The organism is Proteiniphilum propionicum (genome assembly GCF_022267555.1).
Lineage (GTDB): Bacteria > Bacteroidota > Bacteroidia > Bacteroidales > Dysgonomonadaceae > Proteiniphilum > Proteiniphilum propionicum.
Genome location: NZ_CP073586.1, coordinates 125597 through 149959, shown reverse-complemented (window position 1 = coordinate 149959; position 24363 = coordinate 125597). Strand labels below are relative to the sequence as shown.

Annotated in this window: 16 protein-coding genes; 7 read left to right on the top strand and 9 right to left on the bottom strand. The window is 42.2% G+C overall.

All coding sequences use genetic code 11. From position 1 onward, the window contains the following. The first annotated feature begins 59 nt into the window (after window positions 1-59). The 7 genes from KDN43_RS00510 to KDN43_RS00480 all read left to right on the top strand — a co-directional run bounded on the left by KDN43_RS00510 (window position 60) and on the right by KDN43_RS00480 (window position 8458). Complete coding sequence (locus KDN43_RS00510; RefSeq protein ID WP_238867752.1) at window positions 60-1451, top strand: FtsW/RodA/SpoVE family cell cycle protein; 1392 nt, start codon at window positions 60-62, stop codon at window positions 1449-1451. Window positions 1452-1526: 75 nt separating this feature from the next. Continuing rightward, window positions 1527-2720 (top strand): undecaprenyldiphospho-muramoylpentapeptide beta-N-acetylglucosaminyltransferase, encoded by a 1194-nt coding sequence (gene murG / locus KDN43_RS00505; RefSeq protein ID WP_238867751.1) that lies wholly within the window; start codon window positions 1527-1529, stop codon window positions 2718-2720. A gap of 78 nt (window positions 2721-2798) precedes the next feature. Further along, window positions 2799-4178: a UDP-N-acetylmuramate--L-alanine ligase gene (gene murC, locus KDN43_RS00500; protein ID WP_238867750.1), complete on the top strand. Its 1380-nt coding sequence runs from the start codon at window positions 2799-2801 to the stop codon at window positions 4176-4178. A gap of 192 nt (window positions 4179-4370) precedes the next feature. Continuing rightward, window positions 4371-5102 carry a cell division protein FtsQ/DivIB gene (locus KDN43_RS00495; RefSeq protein ID WP_238867749.1) on the top strand — a complete coding sequence of 244 codons (732 nt, stop codon included), beginning with the start codon at window positions 4371-4373 and terminating at the stop codon, window positions 5100-5102. Between the two features lie 204 nt (window positions 5103-5306). Then, window positions 5307-6635: a cell division protein FtsA gene (gene ftsA, locus KDN43_RS00490; RefSeq protein WP_238867748.1), complete on the top strand. Its 1329-nt coding sequence runs from the start codon at window positions 5307-5309 to the stop codon at window positions 6633-6635. 19 nt (window positions 6636-6654) lie between these two features. Further along, on the top strand, window positions 6655-7947 hold the full coding sequence (ftsZ, locus tag KDN43_RS00485; RefSeq protein ID WP_238867747.1) for a cell division protein FtsZ: 1293 nt from the start codon (window positions 6655-6657) through the stop codon (window positions 7945-7947). Between the two features lie 61 nt (window positions 7948-8008). After that, window positions 8009-8458 (top strand): GatB/YqeY domain-containing protein, encoded by a 450-nt coding sequence (locus KDN43_RS00480; protein ID WP_238867746.1) that lies wholly within the window; start codon window positions 8009-8011, stop codon window positions 8456-8458. Here the strand turns inward: KDN43_RS00480 and KDN43_RS00475 are convergent, their stop codons facing one another. From KDN43_RS00475 to KDN43_RS00435, 9 genes are all read right to left on the bottom strand, one after another. Beyond that, entirely contained in the window at window positions 8459-9166 is a 708-nt protein-coding gene (locus KDN43_RS00475) for a hypothetical protein (RefSeq protein WP_238867745.1), read from the bottom strand. It lies immediately after the preceding gene. Window positions 9167-9233: 67 nt separating this feature from the next. Then, complete coding sequence (gene trxB, locus KDN43_RS00470; protein ID WP_238867744.1) at window positions 9234-10175, bottom strand: thioredoxin-disulfide reductase; 942 nt, start codon at window positions 10173-10175, stop codon at window positions 9234-9236. A 147-nt stretch (window positions 10176-10322) separates the two neighbouring features. Continuing rightward, a complete protein-coding gene (locus tag KDN43_RS00465) occupies window positions 10323-10967 on the bottom strand; it encodes a LolA family protein (RefSeq protein ID WP_238867743.1) in 645 nt (214 codons plus the stop codon). A 262-nt stretch (window positions 10968-11229) separates the two neighbouring features. Further along, a complete protein-coding gene (locus tag KDN43_RS00460; protein ID WP_238867742.1) occupies window positions 11230-13728 on the bottom strand; it encodes an FtsK/SpoIIIE family DNA translocase in 2499 nt (832 codons plus the stop codon). Between the two features lie 232 nt (window positions 13729-13960). Continuing rightward, on the bottom strand, window positions 13961-14461 hold the full coding sequence (tpx, locus tag KDN43_RS00455; RefSeq protein WP_238867741.1) for a thiol peroxidase: 501 nt from the start codon (window positions 14459-14461) through the stop codon (window positions 13961-13963). Between the two features lie 118 nt (window positions 14462-14579). Beyond that, window positions 14580-17429: an excinuclease ABC subunit UvrA gene (gene uvrA / locus KDN43_RS00450; protein WP_238867740.1), complete on the bottom strand. Its 2850-nt coding sequence runs from the start codon at window positions 17427-17429 to the stop codon at window positions 14580-14582. A 32-nt stretch (window positions 17430-17461) separates the two neighbouring features. Continuing rightward, a complete protein-coding gene (locus KDN43_RS00445; RefSeq protein WP_238867739.1) occupies window positions 17462-18439 on the bottom strand; it encodes a lytic transglycosylase domain-containing protein in 978 nt (325 codons plus the stop codon). Between the two features lie 458 nt (window positions 18440-18897). Further along, window positions 18898-20652 carry a RagB/SusD family nutrient uptake outer membrane protein gene (locus KDN43_RS00440; protein WP_238867738.1) on the bottom strand — a complete coding sequence of 585 codons (1755 nt, stop codon included), beginning with the start codon at window positions 20650-20652 and terminating at the stop codon, window positions 18898-18900. Between the two features lie 186 nt (window positions 20653-20838). Beyond that, window positions 20839-24183 (bottom strand): SusC/RagA family TonB-linked outer membrane protein, encoded by a 3345-nt coding sequence (locus KDN43_RS00435; protein ID WP_238867737.1) that lies wholly within the window; start codon window positions 24181-24183, stop codon window positions 20839-20841. Between the last annotated feature and the right edge of the window lie 180 nt (window positions 24184-24363).

The window sequence follows — 24363 nt, the reverse complement described above, 5'->3', positions numbered from 1 at the left end:
ATTTAACTGATTTCAAAATGTTATTGATCACATTTTCCGGATAGGATAATAAATAATAAATGAGAAGAATTATGCTCAACGAAACCAACAATTTTACTGACCCTGTACAATCTTTTGAAGAGATTGCCGAAACGGGATCTACTCTAAAAGATTTTGTGAGTAAGATCTTCAAGGGAGATAAAGTGATCTGGGTTGTGTTTATTATTCTTTGGATGATCTCACTGATAGAGATCTTTAGTGCTACCAGCACCATTGTATACCGTCAACAAAACCAATGGGATCCGATTTTGCGCCACGCTATGTTCTTGATTGGTGGAGTGGGGGTTATTTTACTCATTCACAACATCCCTTACCGTTTTTTTTCATTATTGATATTTGTCCTGATGGGAGCAATCGTTCTGCTTATACTGACACCGTTTATAGGTAAAAGCATAAATAATGCCGATCGCTGGATATCCATTATGGGGTTTACAATACAACCTTCTGAAATAGCAAAGATATCACTGATGGGAACAATCGCCTTTCTGCTCAGTAAGCAGAACGGGACAAACGACGGGATCCTTTTCAAGTGGATGATAGGACTGATGGTTGTTGTGTGTGTAATTATTGCCATGGATAACCTGTCAACGGCAGTACTGCTTTTTGGAGTATGTTATCTGCTTATGTTCATAGGTAATGTGAAGCTACTGCGATTGCTTAAGGTGGCAGGGACAGGTATAGCTGCAGTGCTGCTGTTCGTGTTGTTCCTGAACATTATTCCAGCGAGCTGGACCGATTCTGGCCCTTTAAGCCGTCTCGGGACATGGCAGAACAGAATATCCGGTTTTGGCGCGGATAAAAATCCGGAGGATGAGGAATATTATATTATTACCGACGATAATTACCAGGTAGCACACGCCAAGATTGCAATTGCTAACGGAGGTTTACTGGGTGTTTTCCCAGGTAACAGCACCGAGCGCGATTTCCTGCCGCAGGCTTATTCCGATTTTATCTATGCAATTATTATTGAGGAGATGGGGCTGCTGGGGGGGATCTTTGTACTGCTTCTATATGTGGTTATCCTTATCAGGGCAGGTATGATTGCAAGGAAAACGGAGAAGCTTTTCCCAAAGTATCTTGTTCTTGGATCGGCGCTGATGCTTTCGGTTCAGGCTTTTATTAATATGGCGGTAGCCGTGAACCTAATCCCGGTAACAGGGCAGCCATTGCCTTTAGTGAGCAGGGGGGGGACCTCTACACTCATTACATGTGCGTACTTTGGGCTTATTTTGAGTGCCGACCGTTTTGGAATTGGAAAAAAGGAAGATGGAGAGCTAGGAGCTGACAAAAACAAAACAGATTACGGACAGTCAGATGATGATGAGGGGTATGACAACCCGATATCTGATAAGATGAACGAATCGATTGATAAACTGGAAGATAAGGTCGAGTTTGAAATTATTCAGGTGTGATGGGCGGAATAATAGGACAAGGGATTACTACTTTTTTCGTAACTTTGTACATCCTTTTCTTAAAAAGAAATCTTAATGAGCAATTCATACAGGTCGAAACCTGATTCAGACGCTGTTCCGGAGAACTTTCAACCGGCACCCAGGGTAATAGTGAGCGGAGGCGGCACTGGAGGGCACGTTTTTCCGGCAATATCTGTAGCAAACGCTGTAAAGAAACGATGGCCTGGCAGTGAAATACTTTTTGTGGGCGCTGTTGACCGTATGGAGATGGAGCGGGTTCCGGAGGCCGGATACAAAATTATTGGATTGCCTGTTTCGGGTTTTAACCGTAAAAACCCACTAAAGAATATTCCCGTCGCATTAAAACTGCTAAAAAGTATGAACAGGGCCCGCCGTATCATTTATGACTTTAAACCCGATATTGCTGTTGGTGTTGGAGGATATGCCAGTGGTCCCATACTGAAGGCAGCCTCGGGGAAAGGAGTACCCACATTGCTGCAGGAACAGAACTCATATGCCGGCGTAACCAATAGAATACTGGCAAAACATGCAGCTACTATTTGCGTTGCTTATGAGGGTATGGAGAGGTTTTTCCCGGAAGAAAAGATTGTGCTTACCGGAAATCCCTGCCGTCAGGATTTGGTGACTACGGAAGAGAACCGAGAAGAGGGATATAAGTTTTTCCGTCTCGATCCCGGTAAGAGAACCATTCTGATGGTTGGCGGTAGCCTGGGTGCACGCACACTGAACCAAAGCATTGCAGGTGCTTTGCCTGAACTGGCTGAAGTAGATGATCTGCAGGTGATTTGGCAATGCGGGAAGTATTACTATAAAGAGATGCAGATACTGCAGGCTGAAGGGAAAATCCCACCTAACGTGCATCTTATGGATTTTATCTCCAGGATGGAATTGGCCTATTCAGTGGCAGACCTGGTGATATCACGTGCCGGTGCAGGATCGGTGTCGGAGTTCAGCCTGCTTGGCAAAGCTGTTGTCTTGGTGCCTTCGCCCAATGTAGCTGAAGACCATCAAACAAAAAATGCCAAGGCTCTGGTAGACAAAGATGCCGCAGTAATGGTGCCGGATAACAAGGCTACAGATCTACTGTTCGGTGTGGCAATTTCCCTTGTCAGAGACGACAGGCAGTTGAAAAGCCTGAGAGATAATATCTTAAAGCTGGCTCAGCACGATTCGGCTGAACGCATCGTTGACGAAATAGAGAAGATAGTTTTTCGGGACAGATTGGGTCACAATAAACATTCAGAGTAAACATTCAGAACAATCTTCCGTAATCAGCATGAACGCTGTAAACCAACAATCATAAAGAGTCGAATTAAGCGAAGTAGTATGAGTTATGAATCAATATATTTTATAGGTATCGGAGGCATTGGCATGAGTAACCTTGCCCGTTATTTTCTTTCTGGAGGGAAGAGAGTGGGAGGTTATGACCGCACAGAGACTGTGCTTACAGCTTCACTTCGTGAGGAGGGCGCTTTTGTGCATTATGAGGAGAATGTGGATGATATTCCCAAAGAGTTTACCTGTAAAGAGAAAACTCTTGTAGTCTATACACCTGCTGTACCTGCTTCCCACAAGGAACTGCTCTATTTCAGGGAAAATGGATATAACGTTATGAAACGTGCACAACTATTGGGATTGATCACTTCATCGAGTGATGCTGTATGTGTAGCCGGGACTCATGGTAAGACAACCGTGTCGGCAATGACAGCCCATCTGTTGAGGCAGTCGCATGTGGATTGTAGTGCTTTCACTGGCGGGATTATGAAAAACTACAATAATAATCTGCTGCTCTCCGGCAAGAGCAATATTACTGTTGTTGAGGCCGATGAGTATGACCGCTCGTTCCACTGGCTGAATCCATGGATAGCTATTGTTACTTCAGCCGACCCCGACCATCTCGATATATATGGTACGGAACTGGCATACAGAGAGAGCTTTGAGAAATTTACATCGCTGATACGTCCGAACGGGCACCTGATTTTGAAAAAAGATGCCCTGGTGACTCCCCGTACCGGCGACACAGTGAAGGTCTGGAGCTACTCCGGATCGGAAGGAGACTTCCACGCTGGGAATATTCGTTCAGCGAACGGAGAGATATTGTTCGATTATACGTCCCCTTTTGGGACAATCAGAGATATCTCACTTGGTGTGCCGGTAATGGTAAATATTGAGAACAGCGTGGCAGCTATCGCCGCTGCTGAACTGTGTGGAGTTAAACCCGAAGAGATTCGTGCAGCAATCTCCTCTTTTGATGGTACAAAAAGACGGTTCGATTTTCGGATTAAGACGCAAAGTATTGTATTCATAGACGATTATGCTCATCATCCCAAGGAGTTGTCTTCAGCAATTCAGTCAATCAAGGCACTCTATCCGGGAAAGAAGGTGACAGCCGTTTTTCAACCTCACCTATATTCACGTACTCGCGACTTTGCCGATGATTTCGGAAAAAGTTTATCGTTGCTTGATGATGTTATACTACTTGATATATACCCTGCACGAGAAGAGCCAATTGATGGAGTTTCATCGCAGATAATCTACGATAAAATAAGCTCTCCGGAGAAGGTGCTTTGCAAAAAGTCAGAGCTTCTTGGGTTGTTGGGTAATAAGCCTCTTGAGGTACTGGTTACCTTTGGGGCGGGAGATATTGACAGGTTGCTTCCTGATATAGACAGGTTGCTGAAAAAGAGGTTTTTGATTGGAGCTTGATATTTATTGAGTTTATTCAACAGTATGGAAAAGAAGTTGCAATAATATATGTAATCTGCTAATTATATGTGTATTATGACTTATGGAGACTTTACACTGTTAATCTATGTTTGCTGGGAGTTAAATAAATATTTACAGAAGTATAATTGGCATCAAACATATAAAAAGATATAAACTCTTAAAATGTGATCAATGAAAAAATTTCTTCTCATTCTTGCAGCCGTGGTGGTAATAGGTTACCTGATTTTTTCAGTTTCTTATTTCAGGGTTTCATCGCGTAACAAGTTGTGTGAGGGTTTTGAAGTGATCATTAAAGACAGTTCCGAAACACAGTTCGTGCGTAAGCAGGATATCGTGAACCTGGTAAAAAGATACGATCTGTATCCAGTAGGAAGAACATTCAGGGAGATAAACACCCTGTCAATCCGCGATACAATACTTACCAACAAGCTGGTGGAGTCGGCAGAGGTGTTTACCACGTCAAGAGGTTTCATTGTGGCTGCAATATATCAACGTGAACCGGTGTTGAGGGTTATATCAGATGTGAACGGAAGCTACTATGTTGATGACGACAGGCAGATAATGCCGGTATCTGTCAACTTTGCAGTTTATGTGCCTGTCGCTACTGGAGCTATTGATGAGGAATTTGCACAAAACGACCTGTATGATTTTGCGATGTTTCTTAATGCCAATCGCTATTGGAATGCATGGGTAGACCAGATAGTGGTACGGCAGAACGGAGATGTTGAGTTGATCCCCCGTGCAGGAGATTTCAGGATAATAATGGGCAGCCTGGACGATTATCCTGCAAAACTGGCTAAATTTTCACGTTTTGTGGATGGCGGTCTAAACGTATTGGGATGGAACCGTTACTCTGAAATTAATTTGAAATATGACAACCAGGTAGTTTGCACAAGGAAGTAGTATGAATTCATGCCTCGGTGTTTATTGCGGGGTAGCAATTATTGAGTGTATATTTGAAAAAATATCAACACCGGTTTCGGACCTTTCTTTATATGTAGGAATTATTGAGTTTATCTTTGCAAATGATGTTAAAATGCAAACAAAAGATAAAGCTGGAATGTTTGTTAAACAATGATATAACCATAAGGATTATCGATCGAAAATATGACGCAATCAGGATTTATAGCTGTAATTGATTTTGGAACCTCCAGAATAAAGGGAGTTGTGGGGCGCAGAAATGATAATGGGGTCATCTCCATTTTAGCAAGTGGCTCAATAGACTCCGACAATTCCATACGCAGAGGCATGGTGTACAATATTGAACAGGCAGGTGCTAATCTGCAGAAGCTGGTTATGATGCTGGAGAACAGTATGGGGCGAAAAATAGGCAAGGTGTATGTCTCTCTTGCGGGACAATCATTGCATACGCTTGAATTCAATGAAATGTTGAACCTCTCTTCAGGTATGGTAACTGAAGTGATTGTGGCACAGTTGCGCAAAGCAGCTGAAAAATTTCAACCTGAACTAAAACGCAACTACAGTGTTGCCGATGTAGAATATTATATAGACGATAAACCGGAACGCAATCCTGTTGGGGTAACCGGCTCACAGATTGAGGCCGGGTTTGAACTGATTATAGGGCGTCCCAATCTTCTTTCAAATATTGAGAAGAGTATCGCATCAAAGACCGAGCTGGAGATAGCTGACTATATTGTAGGTACAATTGCTTCAGCCTCTATCGTGTTAAGCGATGAAGAAAAAGAGCTGGGTTGCGTTTTTCTGGATTTCGGCGCGGGAACAACCACGTTGTCAGTATATAAAGACGGAATATTGCGCAGGATGGTGGTAATTCCCTTTGGGGGAAGAACCATCACAAAAGATATCTGTGCACTTAACTTTACTGAAAATGATGCAGAACAGTTGAAGAAAAAATTCGGCAAAGCGATGGAGAAACAAGAAGGAACAGTTTTAGCATCTCCCTTTTCTTCAACAGCTAAACCTGATATCGACCTCGCCGAACTGAACAAAGTTATTGTGATGCGTCTCGATGAGATAACCGCTAATATAAGGGAACAGGTATCGTTGTCGGGTTATGAAGGCAGGCTTGGGTCAGGTGTGATTATTACTGGCGGGGCATCGCAACTTAAGAATCTTGATCTTTATCTTGCGGAAAAATTAAAAATGCCGGTACGTAATGGTACAGCTAGGAAGACATTTATCAATAACTCGCCCGATCTTGTCAGTGACCCGTCTTTCACACAGGCGCTTGGTATGCTTATATTTGGTGATGAAGATTGTGAGCTTAATGTATCTGTTTCACCTGAAAAAGGAGAACTGGAAGATGACGAGACCGGATCTTCCGGTTGGTTTGGAGGGAAAAAGAAAAAGCAAAAAAACGAGAAGAAGGATAAAAAGACAAAGCAGGAGGGAAGATTCCTTTCAATGATGGAAGATGTTTTCGGAGGTATTTTTACTGAAGAGGATGATGAATAACAGCGTTTTACAGTAAGAGATGAATGACGATATATTGGATTTTCAGATAGAGAACCGCACTGATGCTATCATAAAGGTTATAGGTGTGGGAGGTGGCGGAGGTAACGCGGTGAATCATATGTTTCAGGAAGGCATACATGATGTCTCTTTCGCATTGTGCAACACCGATAATCAGGCACTGATGGAGTCCCCTGTCCCTGTAAAGGTTCAGCTGGGGGGAAACACTACTGGTGGGCTGGGCGCAGGTAATAAACCTGAAATTGCAAAAAAAGCTGCCGAAGAGAGTATTAATCTTATCGAGGAACTGCTTCATGATGGCACTCGGATGGTTTTTATCACCGCCGGAATGGGAGGAGGTACCGGAACAGGTGCTGCACCCGTGGTTGCACATGTAGCAAAAGATATGGGTATTCTTACGGTGGGTATAGTTACCATTCCCTTTATGTTTGAAGGCCCGAGAAAAATTGTGCAGGCATTGAAGGGAGTAGAAGAGATGGCAAAAAATGTGGATGCACTGCTGGTTATAAACAATGAGCGCCTGCGTGATATCTACAGCGACCTGACGATGCTGAACGCTTTTGCCAAAGCTGATGATACTCTGGCAACAGCAGCGAAAAGTATAGCTGAGATCATTACTGTTCACGGTCATGTGAACCTCGACTTTGCCGATGTGAATACAACTTTGAAAGATGGAGGAGTAGCCATAATGAGTAGTGGCCTAGGTAAGGGTGGTGACAGGGTAAACGATGCTATAAAGAATGCATTGCACTCTCCGCTGCTCAATAATAACGATGTATTCAGTGCCAAGAAAATACTGATTAATCTTTCGTTTGGTGAGGAATGTCCGCTGATGATGGAAGAGATGAACTCGCTGCACGACTTTATGTCGAAGTTCAGTAGGGAGATAGAGGTTATCTGGGGGGCAGCCGTTGACGGGTCGCTTATTGAAGAGGTAAAGGTTACTCTGCTTGCTACCGGTTTCTCGATAGCAAATGTCCCGGGTATTGAAGAGCAGCAGGAAGAACAGTCCAGATCGGAGGTGATACGCCTGCAGATTGAAAGGGATGCAAAACTGGCTCAGGAGAAGAAAGACAAGGAGCTTATTGAAAAATATTATGGGAAGACCGGCCTGAAAGCGCTTACAGCAGTTAAATCCAAACTCGATCCTTTTGTTCTTACCATTGATGAGCTGGATGATGACAAGGTGCTGGAAGCGCTTGAGAAAACCCCGGTATTTAAACGCGAGCCAGGCTTCAATCCACGTGTATTTCAATCTGACGCGTATCAACAGTCATCCTCGCTTTTCGATTGACTCACCTGAGAATACAAAACCATAATAACTGGATATCAATTTTATTAAAAAACAGAGAAATATGTCACTTTTTGAAACTATTAGCGAAGAGATAAAGAAAGCGATGCTGGCAAAAGATAAGATCAGGCTTGAAGCATTGAGAGGAATAAAGAAAGAATTGCTGGAAGCTAAAACAGCTAAAGGCGCAACAGGTGAACTAACCAGCGAAACCGAATTATCAATTTTACAAAAGATGGTGAAACAGCGAAACGATAGTGCCAGCATATATTCTTCACAAAACAGGGCTGATCTTGCAGAAAGCGAGATTGCTCAGATGAATGTGATCCGTGAGTTTCTTCCTGCCCAGCTCTCTTTGGAAGAACTGGAGGCAGCCGTGAAGGAAATTATCTCAGCAACCGGCGCAACTTCCTTAAAGGAGATGGGCAAGGTGATGAGTGTGGCATCCAGACAGTTAGCAGGGAGGGCAGAGGGCAGGGCCATTTCAGAGATGGTGAAAAAAATATTGTCGTAGCTAATGAATCATTCTATGGGGTATATATACCTTTTTCAGCCTTTTATCAAGCATGTTGTTTTTCATGGCTTTTTTCTCCAGCTTTTTCAGTTCCTTGTCCCTGTTCTTTCCTTCATCAAAATTATCCGTTAACAACAGAACGGATATAGTTTCATCATCAATGGGCTGAATTTTGAAAATAACTGTTCTATTCTCAACTATTTCATGTTCCGCGAGCCTTACCAGGTAATCTTTTCCCTGTGTGTAATTGAATGAGATTGAGTTGTAACCTATCGATGAGGCGGCTATTGAAGATATCTTGTTGTTCTGAGTCAAAATAATTTTCCCGTCGTCACCGGTCACTTTTGCCTCAATATTTTTATCGGATTTGTTGAGTGACTCAACTAAAATATTTTCAATCGGGTAATTGTACAAGCTTACCACTTTTACCACACAGGTATCTGTTCTGGAACCTTCCAGCTCCTGAAAAACAGATCTTTCCCCTGAAAAATCTCTTGTGTGAATAAAGAGGTAATCGTCGTTGTACTCATAAGAGCCTTCACCCACCTGAGCTGAAGATAACCCGCCGAATCCACTTATCCGGAACACTATATTCTCACCATCGAACGTGAGAGAATCCAATCCGTTTTTAAACGTTCCTTCCAGTTGCTGGGCAAAGAGAGAAACGCCCCATAACAACATATATGTAAATGGTATAAATTTTTTCATGACCCGGAAAAGCACTATTTGCAGGCAAATGTAATATAAATTTTTTGTGTCGGCAATAGAAGTGATATTATAATCCCTTTTCGGCCAGATACCGTTCAGCATCGATAGCAGCACGACAACCCATGCCGGCAGCAGTAACTGCCTGACGGTAGTGCGGGTCGGCAACGTCTCCTGCGGCAAAAACACCTTCGATATTGGTTTTCGATGATGGATTGTCTATCTTGATATATCCTGCATTATCAAGTTCAAGATAATCTTTAAAAATTTTGGTGTTTGGAGTATGTCCAATGGCAAGGAAAAAACCGTCAATGGCAATATCAACTTTTTCCTCCCCGGGTTCACCCATCCGCTTGATCAGATGAGCTCCTTCCACCCCTCTTTCACCGAAGAGGCCAATAGTGTTGTGTTCGAAAAGGATCTCAATTTTTGGATTGTTCATCACCCGGTCCTGCATAATTTTTGATGCACGCAGATAGGGTTTGCGTACAATCATATATACTTTGTCGGCCAGGCCCGATAGATAGCTGGCTTCTTCACAGGCAGTATCGCCTCCACCCACAACAGCTACTTTTTTCTTGCGATAGAAAAACCCGTCGCAGGTTGCACAGGCCGATACGCCTTGCCCTGCATACTTCTTTTCATCGTCAAGCCCGAGGTACTTTGCGGTAGCACCGGTGGCTATTATGACAGTATCAGACTCTATCACATGTTCATTATCGATAGTCACCTTAAAGGGGCGTACAGAGAAATCTACCGCTGTTGCCCTTCCCGGGAATATTTCAGTGCCAAATCTCTGTGCCTGTTTCTTTAGGTCTTCCATCATCTCCGGACCGGTAATTCCTTCGGGATAGCCTGGGAAATTTTCCACTTCGGTGGTGGTTGTTAGTTGTCCTCCCGGCTCCATTCCTTCGTAAATAACAGGTTCCAGGTTTGCACGTGAAGCGTAAATAGCAGCCGTATACCCAGCAGGTCCCGACCCGATGATCAGACAGCGAACTTTATCTCTCATATAATATGTTTATGTTTAAAAAGCCCCTCTCAATGTTAAAAAGAGAAGAGGCTTAAGGGTTAATTATTGGTTCAAAGATACAACTATTCTTCTATTCTTGAAACTGATATTACCATTATCTATCTGAGTTAGATGGAAAATATCACCTTACCTTAGATCAACAATTTCAACTCCGGGGTGCTTGTTTTTATCGAACCTGAACTCCGAATCAATGAATTTATAATTTGAGTTGCACTCAGAGATTTCTATCCTGTTTTTCATCCCGTTACCCATGGTGAGAATTATCTGAACAATGTTGTTTGAGGCCATGTCAACAGCTATGGAAACAGCTTTGAAATCGTTGTTCCCGGTTACAGGTACCATATCTATCTGATTAACTTTTTTACCGTTCACTGTTTTCGATACAGGTGCTTTCAACTTGTACCCGTTTCTGTACATTCCAAGCAGTGCCAAAGGGCTGATTGATGCCAACTCCTGCCCTGTGGGGTTGATTATGTTTACTTCATTCACCTCTTTTATCAAAATCCACTGAGTTTCACCATCGAACCATATATCCGCTGCATCCGTCTGTATTTTGAACCGGTTTCCTTTTATAATGGCTTCACCCGACTGTGTTTCATACTCTGCTCCGTCTTTGTCTACGGTAGCCGACTTGAACGATAACTTAATGCCGGCTGATGCCTCAAAGGCGGCAAATGCTCTGTCCAGAATAGCTTTTGCTTCTCCTGAGTTTTGGGGGTAGGCAGTGAGAGCAAAAAAGAAAACAGCAACTGTTAGGATGTTTTTTTTCATTATCTTTTCTGTTTTTATATGAAAATTCAAGTCAATTGTTATACAACATTTAAATATCTAACTTTAGTTGGACGTGTGCCGGAACGGGTAGCCAAACACCGGCAGCTTGACAGTTTAGTCGAAATCATTCATCACGCTAAACTATAGTAATTAATACAATCATGAGCGGTTATTTAATAGAACGTTTAACCGATGTTATAAAGGTAGACAAAAAAGCGAAGCTGTGGTTTAATTTTTAAATGAACCCTCCTTCAAATGCAGTTCAACGTAGCGAATCAAGAAGCTTCTCCAATGAATATTCGTCCTGGATAAACACCTCACGAGGCTTACTGCCCTGAACGGCTCCAACTATGCCGGCAGCTTCCAGTTGATCCATCAGCCTTCCCGCGCGATTGTACCCTATGGAGAATTTTCTTTGAATAAGTGATGTGGAGCCTTGCTGCTGGACTACAATAAGCCTTGCTGCCTCTTCGAAGAGTACATCTCTGTCGTTTAGGTCAACCGCCCCTGGAACCGTTTCAGCATCTGTGAGAACTTCTGGCAGAGGAAATGCCTTATCATAACCCTGCTGTTTGCCAATATATTGTGCAATCTCTTCTACCTCGGGAGTATCTACAAATGCGCATTGAATACGGATAAGGTTACTGCCTTGTGAAAATAGCATATCACCGCGTCCGATGAGCTGGTTGGCACCGCTCATATCCAGAATGGTTCGCGAGTCGATCTGTGATGTTACACGGAAAGCCATCCTCGCCGGAAAATTAGCTTTTATGGTTCCGGTTATGATGTTGGTGGTGGGGCGTTGTGTTGCAATCACCATGTGTATACCCACGGCTCGCGCCTTCTGGGCAATTCGTGCGATGGGCATTTCAATCTCTTTGCCGGCAGTCATTATCAGGTCGCCAAACTCATCAATCACCACCACAATATATGGCATGTATCTGTGCCCTTTTTCCGGATTTAGCCTTCTTTTGACAAACTTATCGTTATACTCTTTTACCGTGCGAACATGTGCTTTCATAAGCAACTCATAGCGGTCGTCCATCTCCTTGGTCAGTGAATTCAATGTCTGCGTCACCTTTGTCACATCGGTAATGATAGCCTTTTCTTCATCGGGGAGCTTTGCCAGATAGTGTTTTTCTATGGTAGAATATATGTTGAATTCCACCATTTTGGGGTCAATAAGCACCATCTTCATCTCAGAAGGATGCTTCTTGTATAGTAGTGAGGTGATTATAGCATTTAATCCTACCGACTTTCCCTGACCAGTTGCGCCGGCTACCAGCAGGTGCGGCATTTTGGTGAGGTCGAAGATAAACACCTCATTTGTGATGGTTTTACCCAATGCCACCGGTAGGTCATAACTACACTCCTGAAATCTTTTGGAGGAGATGACCGATTGCATGGAAACTATCTGTGGTTCCTTATTGGGAACCTCAATACCGATGGTCCCTTTTCCTGGCATGGGCGCAATAATGCGAATACCCAATGCCGAAAGGCTTAGCGCGATATCATCTTCCAGATTTCGAATCTTTGAGATGCGGACTCCTGCTTGAGGAACAATCTCGTAGAGAGTGATGGTGGGTCCTACCGTCGCTTTTATGGAGGTTATCTCGATTCCATAATTGCGTAGTGTATTAATGATTTTATCCTTGTTCTCATTCTGTTCTTTCATATCCACGCCCCTGTCACCTGTATTGTAAACCTTAAGAAGGTTAAGTGTGGGGAATTTGAAAGATGAGAGATCCCTTTTCGGATCGTATTCCTCAAGAGGTTCATTCTTATCATCTTCAAGGTATTCAGAGGGCTCTTTATCATTTTCCGGATGGAAGGCTACAGCTGCTTCATTATCGCCAGGGACAATCACTTCGAATTCATCACTCATTATGTGCTGGTCTTTTCCTGTATGCGTCTTCGACCTGGATGCAGAGGCCGTTGCAGCCGGGGCCGCAATATCTAACCCCTCATTTTCATCTTCTGCCGATTCAACTTCTCTCCGTTTTGACTTTTTCAAAAAAGCAAAGAACCGTTTAATCAATCCAGCTTTTTTTTCTTCATCTGATTCAGGAATTTCGCATTCGTCTGTGGAAGTTTGCTCTTCATCATTTAGCATGGTAAATGAAGGTTTGCTGTTTACAAGCTTTTGCTGGATCTTGTACATGGAGCTTTTGCGGATGAGCACTGCTACAATCACAATAAACAGGAGTATAATCAAAACAATACCAGGCCATCCTACACTGCTGTCAAGAATCTGTTCAATCTGGATACCATGCGTTCCGCCCCATTTAATGTGTGTCCCGGGGAAGATGCGGTCCAGGATAAAAGCGCTGGCTATGGAACCTGAAATAACGCCAAACGTGGTAATGAAGAGTGCTTTCAGGAAAGATAAATCTGATACCTTCATCATACGCAATCCAATATAAATAAGGAATATTGGAATAAGCGTCGAGAAAATACCAAACCAATCGTTTACAAGAATCTCGGCAATATAGGCTCCGCCTGCACCTGTCCAGTTGTCCACCTCCGGAACATTTGAACGTATAAGCTGCATAAATGATTTATTGAGCACCTTGCTCTGGTCGGCGGCACCCGTGAAGAAAAACGAAATTATCGCCAGCAGCATAAAAATGCCGATGAAAGCGACAACTACCCCCATAATGAATCGTAAGCGTTCACTTTTCAAAAATGTAATAAACTCATTTTCCTGTTTTTGGGAGGATGTCGTTTTTTTTCTTAAAGTCCTTTTCTTCTTTTTAGCCATGTTTAATTTTTTTCGCGCTTTGCCATGCCGACTTCGATCAACCTGTTATAATAGCAATTTGAATGGTTGATATAATTATCACGTTTACTGCAAAAGTAATAAAAAGAAACGTAGCTTTAACATTTTGTGGACGATTATTTTATACCTTTACAGATGCCAGGGATCTAAATAGTGAAAGGTCCGCGAATCACTTCGCAGACCTCTCTTGTTAACACAATCTTCATGAAACAAACTACACTATCGAGTTGATTGCAGAATGATAATCCGGCTCCTGTGCAATCTCAGAAACCAGTTCCGTATATACTACTTTTCCGTTTGGATCTACCACAACCACAGCGCGTGCTAAAAGGCCTTTCAAAGGTCCATCGGTCATCAGTAATCCGTAATCACTGCCAAACGCAGTATCACGGAAAGCGGAAAGTGTAACAACATTTTCTATGCCTTCTGCAGAACAGAATCTTCCTGCTGCAAAAGGCAGGTCGGCAGAAATACCAAGCACCACCGTATTATCGAGCGACGCGGCTTCTTTGTTAAAACGGCGTACCGAGGCTGCGCATACACCGGTATCAAGACTCGGGAAGATATTGAGTACAACATTCTTTCCTCTAAAATCCGATAACTTAGCCTCTGTAAGGTCGCTTTTTACTAGTGTGAAGCCCGGAGCTGATATCCCTATTGCGGGCATATCACCTGTAGTATGAACGGGGTTGCCTTTAAATGTGATATTTGCCATATATATTTATAATTTAAAATAATTATTAATAATAAAATACTTTTTTTCTATATTGTACCTTCCTCTCTCTCTGATAGTAAACAAAGACTCTAACTAAATGTTCATGGTGAATTTGTTTTTAACTTTCTACAATTTCAACAGCAGCCTGATGCAGTTCACTTCTTAGATAAGATGCTGTGTAGCTCTTTTTACTGCTTATGATCTCTTCAGGTGTTCCCGAAAAGAGTATCTCGCCACCCTTTTCGCCCCCTTCGGGTCCCATGTCGATAATATGATCGGCACATTTGATTATGTCGAGGTTGTGTTCAATCACTATCACCGTATTGCCTTTGTCAACAAGCTTGTTAAGTACCCCCAGCAGTACCCTGATATCTTCGAAATGGAGTCCCGTGGTAGGCTCATCAAGTACATATAGCGTATTGCCAGTATCTATTCGCGCCAGCTCTGTTGCCAGCTTTACTCGCTGACTTTCCCCTCCCGATAGTGTAGTGGAGGATTGCCCAAGCTTTATATAGCCCAATCCAACCTCCTGTAAAACCCTTATCTTGTGCAGAATGTTGGGTACATTTTCAAAGAATTCAACCGCCTGGTTAATGGTCATATCCAGCACATCTGCAATAGATTTTCCTTTGAAGCGCACCTCGAGCGTTTCACGGTTGTAGCGTTTCCCGTGACAAACCTCGCATGGTACCATCACATCGGGCAGGAAATTCATTTCAATGGTTTTGTAACCGTTGCCATTGCATTTTTCACACCGGCCTCCTTTCACATTAAACGAAAACCGTCCAGGTTTGTATGCACGTATCTTGGCTTCCGGCATTCCGGCGAAAAGAGAACGGATATCGGAAAAAACACCTGTATAGGTGGCCGGATTGGAGCGGGGGGTACGGCCTATTGGCGACTGGTCCACACTTACTACTTTATCAAGATGCTCTATACCTTTTACGGAACTGTAGGGAAGAGGTTCTTTAAGTGACCGGTAAAATTTACGGCTTAGGATTGGTTGCAGTGTCTCATTTATCAATGTCGATTTTCCACTTCCAGAAACGCCTGTCACACATATTAATGTACCAAGCGGAAAAACCGCTGTCACACTTTTAAGGTTGTTGCCTGTTGCACCTGCGATTATGAATTTTTTTCCGTTTCCCTCACGCCTTTTTTTGGGGACGGCAATTTCAAGCCTTCCGTTAAGGTAGTTAGAGGTTAGCGTGTTTCTTTTAAGCATTTCCGATGGAAGGCCCTCAAATACCACATCGCCGCCTTTCTGACCCGCGAAGGGGCCCATATCAACTATGTAGTCGGATGCGAGCATCATCTCCTTGTCGTGCTCCACCACTACGACCGAGTTGCCTAAATCGCGCAGTTTTTTCAATGAATCTATAAGTCGGTGATTGTCTCGCTGATGCAAGCCGATGCTCGGTTCATCAAGGATATAAAGCACATTCACCAGCTGCGAGCCAATTTGCGTGGCCAGGCGTATGCGCTGACTTTCTCCTCCCGAAAGGGATGCCGATGCTCGCGATAGCGAAAGGTAGCCCAGCCCCACATCCAGCAGAAACTGCAGGCGTGTGAGGATCTCTTTTCTTATCTCTTCGGAAATGAGTCGCTGTTTGTCAGACACCTTAGCCTGAAAGCCCTTGAACCAGTCGTAAAGTTCCCGGATATCCATTTCAGACAGATCCGCAATATTTTTTCCGTTAATCATGAAATGAAGCGCCTCTCTGTTCAAACGTTGGCCGTTGCACTCGGGGCATACCGAGGTGGTGATAAACTGCCCGGCCCATTTCTGAGCTGTTGCCGATGCATCTTCATCCTGCTGCATCTCAATATATTTGACAACCCCTTCGTAGGAAACCATGTAATTTGAATTCCCCAGCGATTCGTTTTTTATTTTAAGTCGCTCAGCGGTACCGTACATGATTTCTTCAATTGCCTCCTGTGGAATATCCTTAATGGGCGTTTTCAGCGTGACACCATATTTTTCGCATATGGCAGCTATCTGCCAAAAGAGCATGCTGGGACGCTCCTTCCCAAGAGGGACAATTCCGCCTGCGCCGATGCTCAGTCCCGGGTTGGGAATAATTTTTTCCAGGTCAATCTGATCAACTGTCCCCATACCTTTGCACCTGGGACAAGCTCCCTGTGGAGAGTTAAATGAAAAGTTATGGGGTGCCGGCTCATTGTATGACAATCCCGTAGTAGGGCACATAAGGCTACGGCTGTAATGGCGTACATCGCCAGCGTCTACATCCTGTATGAGTATTAGTCCCGATCCCTGCTTCATTGCAGTGCGTACGCTCGATTTAAGCTTGTCTGCGAACTTGTTGGAGACAACCAGTTTGTCTATAAGGATCTCTATATTGTGGTTTTTGTAACGGTCCACACGCATGCCGGGAATAATCTCCCTGGTCTCCCCGTCGACCCTCACGTTGAGAAAACCTTTTTTGCGGATCTGTTCAAAAAGCTCCTTGTAATGCCCTTTCCTGTTTCTAACTACCGGGGCAAGGATATATATTTTTTTCCCGATATACTTTTCCAGGATCAGTTCAAGTATTTGCTCTTCGGTATATTTCACCATCTTCTCACCTGTTATGTAGGAGTATGCCTCTCCTGCACGTGCATATAGCAGGCGAAGGAAGTCATACACTTCTGTAGTGGTACCCACGGTAGAACGCGGGTTTTTGTTGGTGGTTTTTTGTTCGATAGAGATAACGGGGCTCAATCCGGTGATCTTGTCCACATCGGGTCGTTCCATCTTACCAAGAAATCCGCGGGCATATGCCGAAAATGTTTCAATATAGCGGCGTTGTCCTTCGGCGAAGATGGTGTCGAAAGCAAGAGACGATTTACCGCTTCCGCTAAGTCCCGTGATTACCGTAAGAGAATCGCGCGGAATGGTTACGTCAATATTCTTTAGATTGTGCACGCGTGCGCCGTACACATGTATCTGTTCATTTTCAGGAGTCATAATTTTTTTAAACAAGTGATAACCAAAAAAGTTTACTGAACAATCCATGCAGGATCATGTACTTTCGGTTTTTCTCCTTTCCTGTAATATAGACTTTCACGGTCAGGAATGAGTATGGTGTAGGTTTTTCCTGAAGCATTACTCAGCCTGGTACTTCTCAGCCACGAATTGAAATCTTTCAGCTGCGCATAGGTTATGCTGTGCTGTTTGGCAAAATCTGGCAGGTCAGGTATCGATGATGATACTTTCACCTCCTTGAATTTTACCGGCTTATAGAGATGCTCGGGCTTTATTACAAATCCATATTTCTGGGGATTTTCAAAAATAAGCTTGATAGCCAGCATTCGGTAGTAGTATCGCGTAGTCTCCTCCACCAGCCAAAGGTCGAGCGGGTTGTCCACCCCCTGTTTGTCCAGCTCGCCTGTAATGCGTGCCTGTCCGCCGTTATAAGATAGCGCCGCACCGCTCCATGAACCATATTTGCGATATGCATCCTTAAGGTAGCGGCTGGCGGCAGCAGTAGATTTTTCCACGTGATACCGTTCATCCACATCTGATGTTACCTCCAGTCCGTACTGTTTGCCTGTACTTTGAATGAACTGCCATAATCCTGCTGCCCGAGCCGGTGAAACAGCTCTGTAGTCGAGGCTGCTTTCAATTACTGCCAGATACTTCAAGTCATCCGGTATTCCCTCTTTTTTAAGAATTGGTTCAATAACAGGGAAAATTCTATTTGCACGCTTGAAAAGTAAGAGGGTGGTGGAATGAAAATAGGTAAAACTGTTTAGCTCCCTGTCCATCCTTTCCCGTCTATCGTAACGGTCGAAGGAGATCTTCTCTCCAGCGAACTCCATGTTTTCAGGAACATCTACCGATGCGGTCATAGATAATACCAGCGGTCTTTCCGCTTTGGTCCTGTTGATATCGTTTACAGACAAAAAAGAGAGTACAAGAGCACCAAGTCCTGTTATTAATATTAAAAAAGAGATTACTAACGTCGATTTTTTCATTCTATTGCAGCTTTGCCGGTTCTTAAAATATATATCTGGCAATTAACTTGCCGGAACATCTATTGATTTGAACAAAGATAATATTTTTCGGAAAAATCTACAATATGATAAATATGGAAATCCGTCAATCTTAATAGATGGGTTCTGAATATTTTAATATGACAAATATAAAGTACAATTCTCGTGCTTTATAGTGAATTAATAACGAAATTACCTGCTTGGCAATATTGTTAATTTTGCATTACTTAACCTTTTGCAAATGACGAAATAGATAGAAGAGCCAAACTTTTATCCAAACCGTCATTTGCACATGAAGGTTTCTCTTTTCTCAGCTTCTTTTACAGAGCAGGTTAATATTCAATTAAACATTCGCATGTTATATTATACAAATTTTGGTTAGCTTGCAGTGTAAGGGGTTTTTTTTACTGAATTATACAAGCGAAAACCAAATGACTTATTTACCATCCCGTATTTTGACCGAGATTTGGATTTTTAACAAGATCAACGGCTGGAATTGGATAGAAATATAATTTATCATTCCAGGTTCGCTTTTGGTCCTTCATAAACACCAATGTATGCCCGTCGCTATCAAGTTGAGCGTTATTGATTGCTCCGTTAGCCAGTTTTTCACCAACATACAGATAATATACGCCAGGTATTTTATTAGGAGTTAAATTTTTTGTAAAACAAACGTCTAACGTACCATCTCCATTCATGTCATAGGGAACATCAAGTTCAGGAACGTAAATTCCATCCCAAACATTGGTAACCAGCTCTCCAACTTTCCATCGGCAAATATCAGACCATGAGAATCCCTCAAAAGAAAGTTCAATGGCACGCTCACGACGAATTTCCAGGATTTCCGGATTACTGATATTTGAAAAAAAACGGTTCTTTAAATATTGATCAACCTTTGTCGGTTTTTGATTCAGTCCACCCGTTATACCAGCACGTGAACGAAGTTTACCAATTGTTTTGCTCCAGTCGTCGTCAGTTAATGTTCCCATCTCTGCTTTTGCCTCGGCATAATTCAGCAATACCTCCGCGTAACGGAACAATATTACATTGTTATCACAGATGTCAACATTGTCGTACTGAGTGTCATCCAGGGTAAACTTGCAGGTATGGTATCCCGTTATGGCATAAGCATAATTCGGTGGAGTTTGTATGGTTCTCCCTCCCGAGATGCGCGTATATCCAGGAGTTATTATTGTTTGGGAAAGCCGCGTGTCTCTGTTTTTGCACTCCTCCGTAAAAGGCATCGCCGCATAATCAACCTTATCTGTAAATGCTGTACCATCTTTCATCAGATATGTGTTGACGAAAGAACGTGTCAACGAAGGACAAGATCCTAATGTTACTGATGTCCATCTTCTGTTGCCAGAATGAACAATACCCAAAGAACCATTAAAAGTAACTGCATATAGTACTTCACTTGAAATGGGTACCTTGCTGACGAACAATTGGCGATACGATTTGTCTATACCTGCATCCGTATAGATAGAATATCCGGAATTCATCACATATTGTGCAGCATTTATTGCTTCCTGCAGCCATTGGTCAGCGCTGGATTGTAAACCTGCTGAAGTGTGATATTTACGATAAGTACCCTCCCAAAGACAAATTCGGGATTTCAGGGCGGCAGCAACGGATGAAGTTATTGTAGAGCATGACTGATCCCGTTTAGTCTTGATGTTATCAATGGCGAAATCGAGGTCCTCTTTTATTTTTTCAACAATCACTGAACGTTTGTCGCGGCTCGCATACAACAATGGATCATCAACTCCCAGTGGATGATCAATCCACGGAAGGTCTCCGAATCGCTTCATCATCTCAAAATAAAAATAGGCCCGGAAGAATTTGGCAATTCCAATATAGTTATTGCGAATATCCAATGGAACTGACTCATCGGAGCAATTAACAATAAAGTAGTTTATGTTTCTGAGAGTTCCCCAACTCCACCCACTGCTTTCTTCAGGGCTAAATCCGTTTTCAGTAAAATATTTGATTACCTGATTTAGAGCAATATAATATGAATTTGAATATATGGTGGTTGCACCAGGAAATACTTCATAAAAAGAGTTAGTATACATTTTTAACCCTGTCTCACTGCCAAAAACCGGCTTTTTTGATACCTGAGCTTTTGGTAGTTCTTCCATATCACAGGCATAAAATAATGAAAGTGCTAGTATAAAGAATATTATTTTTTTCATATTTTTTTATTTAATAAATTATAATTCTGGATGTGAAAAGTCTTTTTATTGAAAAACAGATGAAAACTTGAATCAGTAATCAGTGTTTAAAAAACGGACTCTATTTCTATTGATTTTTATTGTGGACTCAATCACAGGAGATAGTTTGAACTTTATTTTTCGAAATGTTATAAAACGAAAGATCAATTAAAATGTAATAGACAATCCGGCACTAATACTCTTAAGTATCGGATAATTATAAGAATTACCTCCATTACCTATAATTGAATTAGTGCCACCGCTGCCTGCAGCTGATTTTGCCTCAATATCTTCTCCGTAAATATTACCAACATCAAAATTCTTTGTATGCTTGTAAAGCGGAGACCAACACCAGAGATTTTCTGCAGTAAGATATAGACGGGCTACCTCCATCTTTAGTGGCAACAATGTTTTTCTTGGGAAATTGTACCCTAACTGCATGTTCTTCAATCTTATATAAGCTACATTTTGTAAATATCTAGTTTGTACAACCGATAATTCGCGTGTGCTTTGCAGGGCTACATAACCGCGATACCTTGGGAAATAGGTATCTGGTTTTTCTTCTGACCATATATTGCCTATCATTGATGAAGGGATATTATTGTAAGGACGATTATATTGTCCCCAAAACAGTGCATTATCCGTACCCGGCCACCAATCTTGTTTCCCCACTCCCTGGAAAAAGGCGGACAAGAAAATTCCGTTCCATTCAGCTCCCAAGTTAATGCTGTAAGTGTAGCGTGGAGTAGTATTTCCGATCACTTTCCTATCTCCTGGATCCCCTACTTTATTTGTTCCGTAATCGATAACCTTGTCGTTATTCAAATCTTTGAATTTTATATCACCAGGAAGCCATGTTCCCGAGTTGGAAGCAAAATAAAGTCTTTGTGATGCGTGATTGTTTACATCATCCAGAGAGGTAAAAAACCCTTCGGTTACATAACCCCAAATTTCGCCAAGGGTCATTCCTTCATAATAATTTACCCTTGCATCAAGATATCCTCCCAGGTCTTTTTCAGGATTATTGTATTTATCAAGTTTAGAGAGATAATCGGCCATTGTAACGCGTATGTTGTATTGGAAAGGCTTGCTTGCAATGTTGAATTTGTCCTGCCAGCTCAAGCTTAGTTCCCAACCTTTTGTGGTCATATCAGCATAGTTGCCTTTTGGAGGAGTTGCTCCAAAAACTGCCGGCAAGTCAATCCCGACTGTAAACATATCTTTGGTTTTACGTATGTAAGCATCTCCTGTAAAACGCATTTTACCATAAAGAAGTCCCATATCGATTCCTATGTTAGATGTTGTGGCTGTTTCCCATGTTAATCCATCGGGAATGACTCCCGGTACAGAGGTTTTCTGATTTAATGTACCATTTATCAGTCGGCTCATCTGGCTTATATTAAATAGCTCGCGATATGCATATGAGGCAATATTCCCATTTCCTAGCGAACCATAAGACAAGCGTATTTTTAAATCGGAAATTGCTTTATTGTTCAATTGCCAGAAAGGTTCTTCCGAAACACGCCAAGCGCCTGAAACTGATGGGAAAAAGCCCCATTGCTTATCGACAGGAAATTTTGTTGATCCATCCAATCGTCCGTTTACTTCCAGTAAGTATCTATCTTTAAACCCGTAGTTAAACCTAAAAAAACCTCCTGCGATACGCCATTTTTCATAATTACTGCTTATCGTTATTCCATTTCCGTTTGTCATATTTATATCGTCGGCATCTTCAAAAATAAGTCCGTTTCTTCTTGTATTTATAGTATTATATGTTGATTGTTCATAGTTGTTACCCAGCATACCTTTAAAATAGTGGGTACCATTAAAGGTTTTTTCATATTCAGCATAAAGATTGGTTGCAATATAATTAGTTGTTGAATTGCGTTCTGCATAATCGTTGGTTGAAGAACCCAGATATGCGATGACACCTTCCCGGGGACTATAAGGCACAGGTACACGGCGAGTAACTTCTCTGTTGTCGGTATTGCGATAAGTTATGTCGCCAATGACTCGGAGTGAATTGTTCAAAAACGAAGCAAATAAAGATGTTGTGTTGCTTATCGATCGTTTCTTGGATTTTGATCCGCTTTTACCATACCAGAGATCACCCACACTATAAGCAGCTGCCATGGTCAATGTTCCATCAGGATTAAACATCGGGCTCATCGGTTCAGCTTCGCTCTCTAATCCATACCAGACGTTACCGTCTGCAACCGTAAGAGGATTAAAATAATCCTTTTGAGACAATCCCATATTATTTTCAACCCTCAGCCAATCAGATATTTTTGCTGATCCTTTTGCCCGAACATTGTAAATTGAATAATCATCACTATTGTAATTAAAAATTCCATCCTGTTGGTAGAAACGTCCTGAAACAAAAAAATCAGCCCTCTCTGTACCTCCCTGTACGGAGAGATTGTGATCGGTACCGTATGTGCGATCTTTATACAATAAATCGTACCAGTCTGTGTTAGCGTAGTAGAAATAGTTTCCGTTAGAATCTGTTTCCACTTCAGGTTTTCCCGATCCCGGCCTTCTTTTTGCCATCTCGTTGTGCCAATCCTGTGTGTAAGGGACCGATTTATGGAATGTAGAGGGAGAACGCGCGTAATCATAGTATGATGAATAGGCTTCAACAAACATATTGGCATAAATATATGAATCAGTCACCATATCAGGTACTATAGTTGGGGATTTCATCATGAAATTACTGCTGTATGTAACCGATGTCTTTTCCTTGCTTGGATTTTTGGTTGTAATCAATACAACACCAAAAGTTCCGCGTGCTCCATATATTGCGGCCGATGCAGCATCTTTTAAAACGGAAACGCTTGCAATATCATTGGGATTCAGCATGGTAGGATCGCCTTCTACGCCATCAATAAGGACTAAGGCGCTTCCGCCCTGCCCGATTGAAGAAATCCCCCTTACCTGATAAGAGGCACTCCGATCTGGTTTTCCGTCAGCCAGTGAGATATTTAGGTTTGGAATTACTCCTTGTAATCCTTGAGTAACGTTTGACATTGGCCTATTATCGAAAACTTCACTGGTTATCTGTTCAACAGCACCGGTCAGGTTAACTTTCTTTTGCACTCCATATCCTACTACCACAACTTCTTCAAGCGATTTTGTATCTTCAATCAGCGTAATGTTGATTTTTATTAATCCGGTAGTGTTAATATTCTGTTCCAGATATCCAATATATGATATCCTGATAATTGCATTAGACGCCACCTCGATGTAAAAATTGCCATCCACATCAGTTATAGCTCCGTTTGTAGTACCTGTTTCTACAATATTTGCGCCAATAATTGGTGCACCTGACGCATCACTTACCGTCCCGGATAAATGTTTTTTCTGCTGTTGATCAGCTGTTTCAGGTAAAACAGTCAAAGAACAGGTTACAAATACAAAAAGCAGGATTGCTTTAAACTGCCCGAACAATAAAAAAGAAGCAAATGACGCCTTTTCTATTGATTTGCCATTTTTTGTTTTTTTGTTTTTCATCATTAATTAATTGTTATTTGATTAAGCTTTTTAATTTTAAAAAATGTTTTTTTTAAAAATGCGGTAATTTTAAGCTTTAAAAAAAGTCATCGGATTTATTATTTTTTTTTACTTTTTATCTGGTCACTGGGTATGGAATAATAAATTCAACTTTCGCATTTGATTCGATTACAGCTAAAACTT

What these genes read in the sequence shown, in the direction of transcription:
- KDN43_RS00475 (WP_238867745.1), bottom strand. Translation starts at nt 9,166, where the DNA reads ATGAAAAAATTTATACCATTTACATATATGTTGTTATGGGGCGTTTCT.
- KDN43_RS00435 (WP_238867737.1), bottom strand. Translation starts at nt 24,183, where the DNA reads ATGATGAAAAACAAAAAAACAAAAAATGGCAAATCAATAGAAAAGGCG.
- KDN43_RS00460 (WP_238867742.1), bottom strand. Translation starts at nt 13,728, where the DNA reads ATGGCTAAAAAGAAGAAAAGGACTTTAAGAAAAAAAACGACATCCTCC.
- KDN43_RS00510 (WP_238867752.1), top strand. Translation starts at nt 60, where the DNA reads ATGAGAAGAATTATGCTCAACGAAACCAACAATTTTACTGACCCTGTA.
- KDN43_RS00440 (WP_238867738.1), bottom strand. Translation starts at nt 20,652, where the DNA reads ATGAAAAAAATAATATTCTTTATACTAGCACTTTCATTATTTTATGCC.
- ftsZ (WP_238867747.1), top strand. Translation starts at nt 6,655, where the DNA reads ATGAATGACGATATATTGGATTTTCAGATAGAGAACCGCACTGATGCT.
- KDN43_RS00445 (WP_238867739.1), bottom strand. Translation starts at nt 18,439, where the DNA reads ATGAAAAAATCGACGTTAGTAATCTCTTTTTTAATATTAATAACAGGA.
- KDN43_RS00480 (WP_238867746.1), top strand. Translation starts at nt 8,009, where the DNA reads ATGTCACTTTTTGAAACTATTAGCGAAGAGATAAAGAAAGCGATGCTG.
- ftsA (WP_238867748.1), top strand. Translation starts at nt 5,307, where the DNA reads ATGACGCAATCAGGATTTATAGCTGTAATTGATTTTGGAACCTCCAGA.
- murG (WP_238867751.1), top strand. Translation starts at nt 1,527, where the DNA reads ATGAGCAATTCATACAGGTCGAAACCTGATTCAGACGCTGTTCCGGAG.
- tpx (WP_238867741.1), bottom strand. Translation starts at nt 14,461, where the DNA reads ATGGCAAATATCACATTTAAAGGCAACCCCGTTCATACTACAGGTGAT.
- KDN43_RS00465 (WP_238867743.1), bottom strand. Translation starts at nt 10,967, where the DNA reads ATGAAAAAAAACATCCTAACAGTTGCTGTTTTCTTTTTTGCTCTCACT.
- uvrA (WP_238867740.1), bottom strand. Translation starts at nt 17,429, where the DNA reads ATGACTCCTGAAAATGAACAGATACATGTGTACGGCGCACGCGTGCAC.
- KDN43_RS00495 (WP_238867749.1), top strand. Translation starts at nt 4,371, where the DNA reads ATGAAAAAATTTCTTCTCATTCTTGCAGCCGTGGTGGTAATAGGTTAC.
- trxB (WP_238867744.1), bottom strand. Translation starts at nt 10,175, where the DNA reads ATGAGAGATAAAGTTCGCTGTCTGATCATCGGGTCGGGACCTGCTGGG.
- murC (WP_238867750.1), top strand. Translation starts at nt 2,799, where the DNA reads ATGAGTTATGAATCAATATATTTTATAGGTATCGGAGGCATTGGCATG.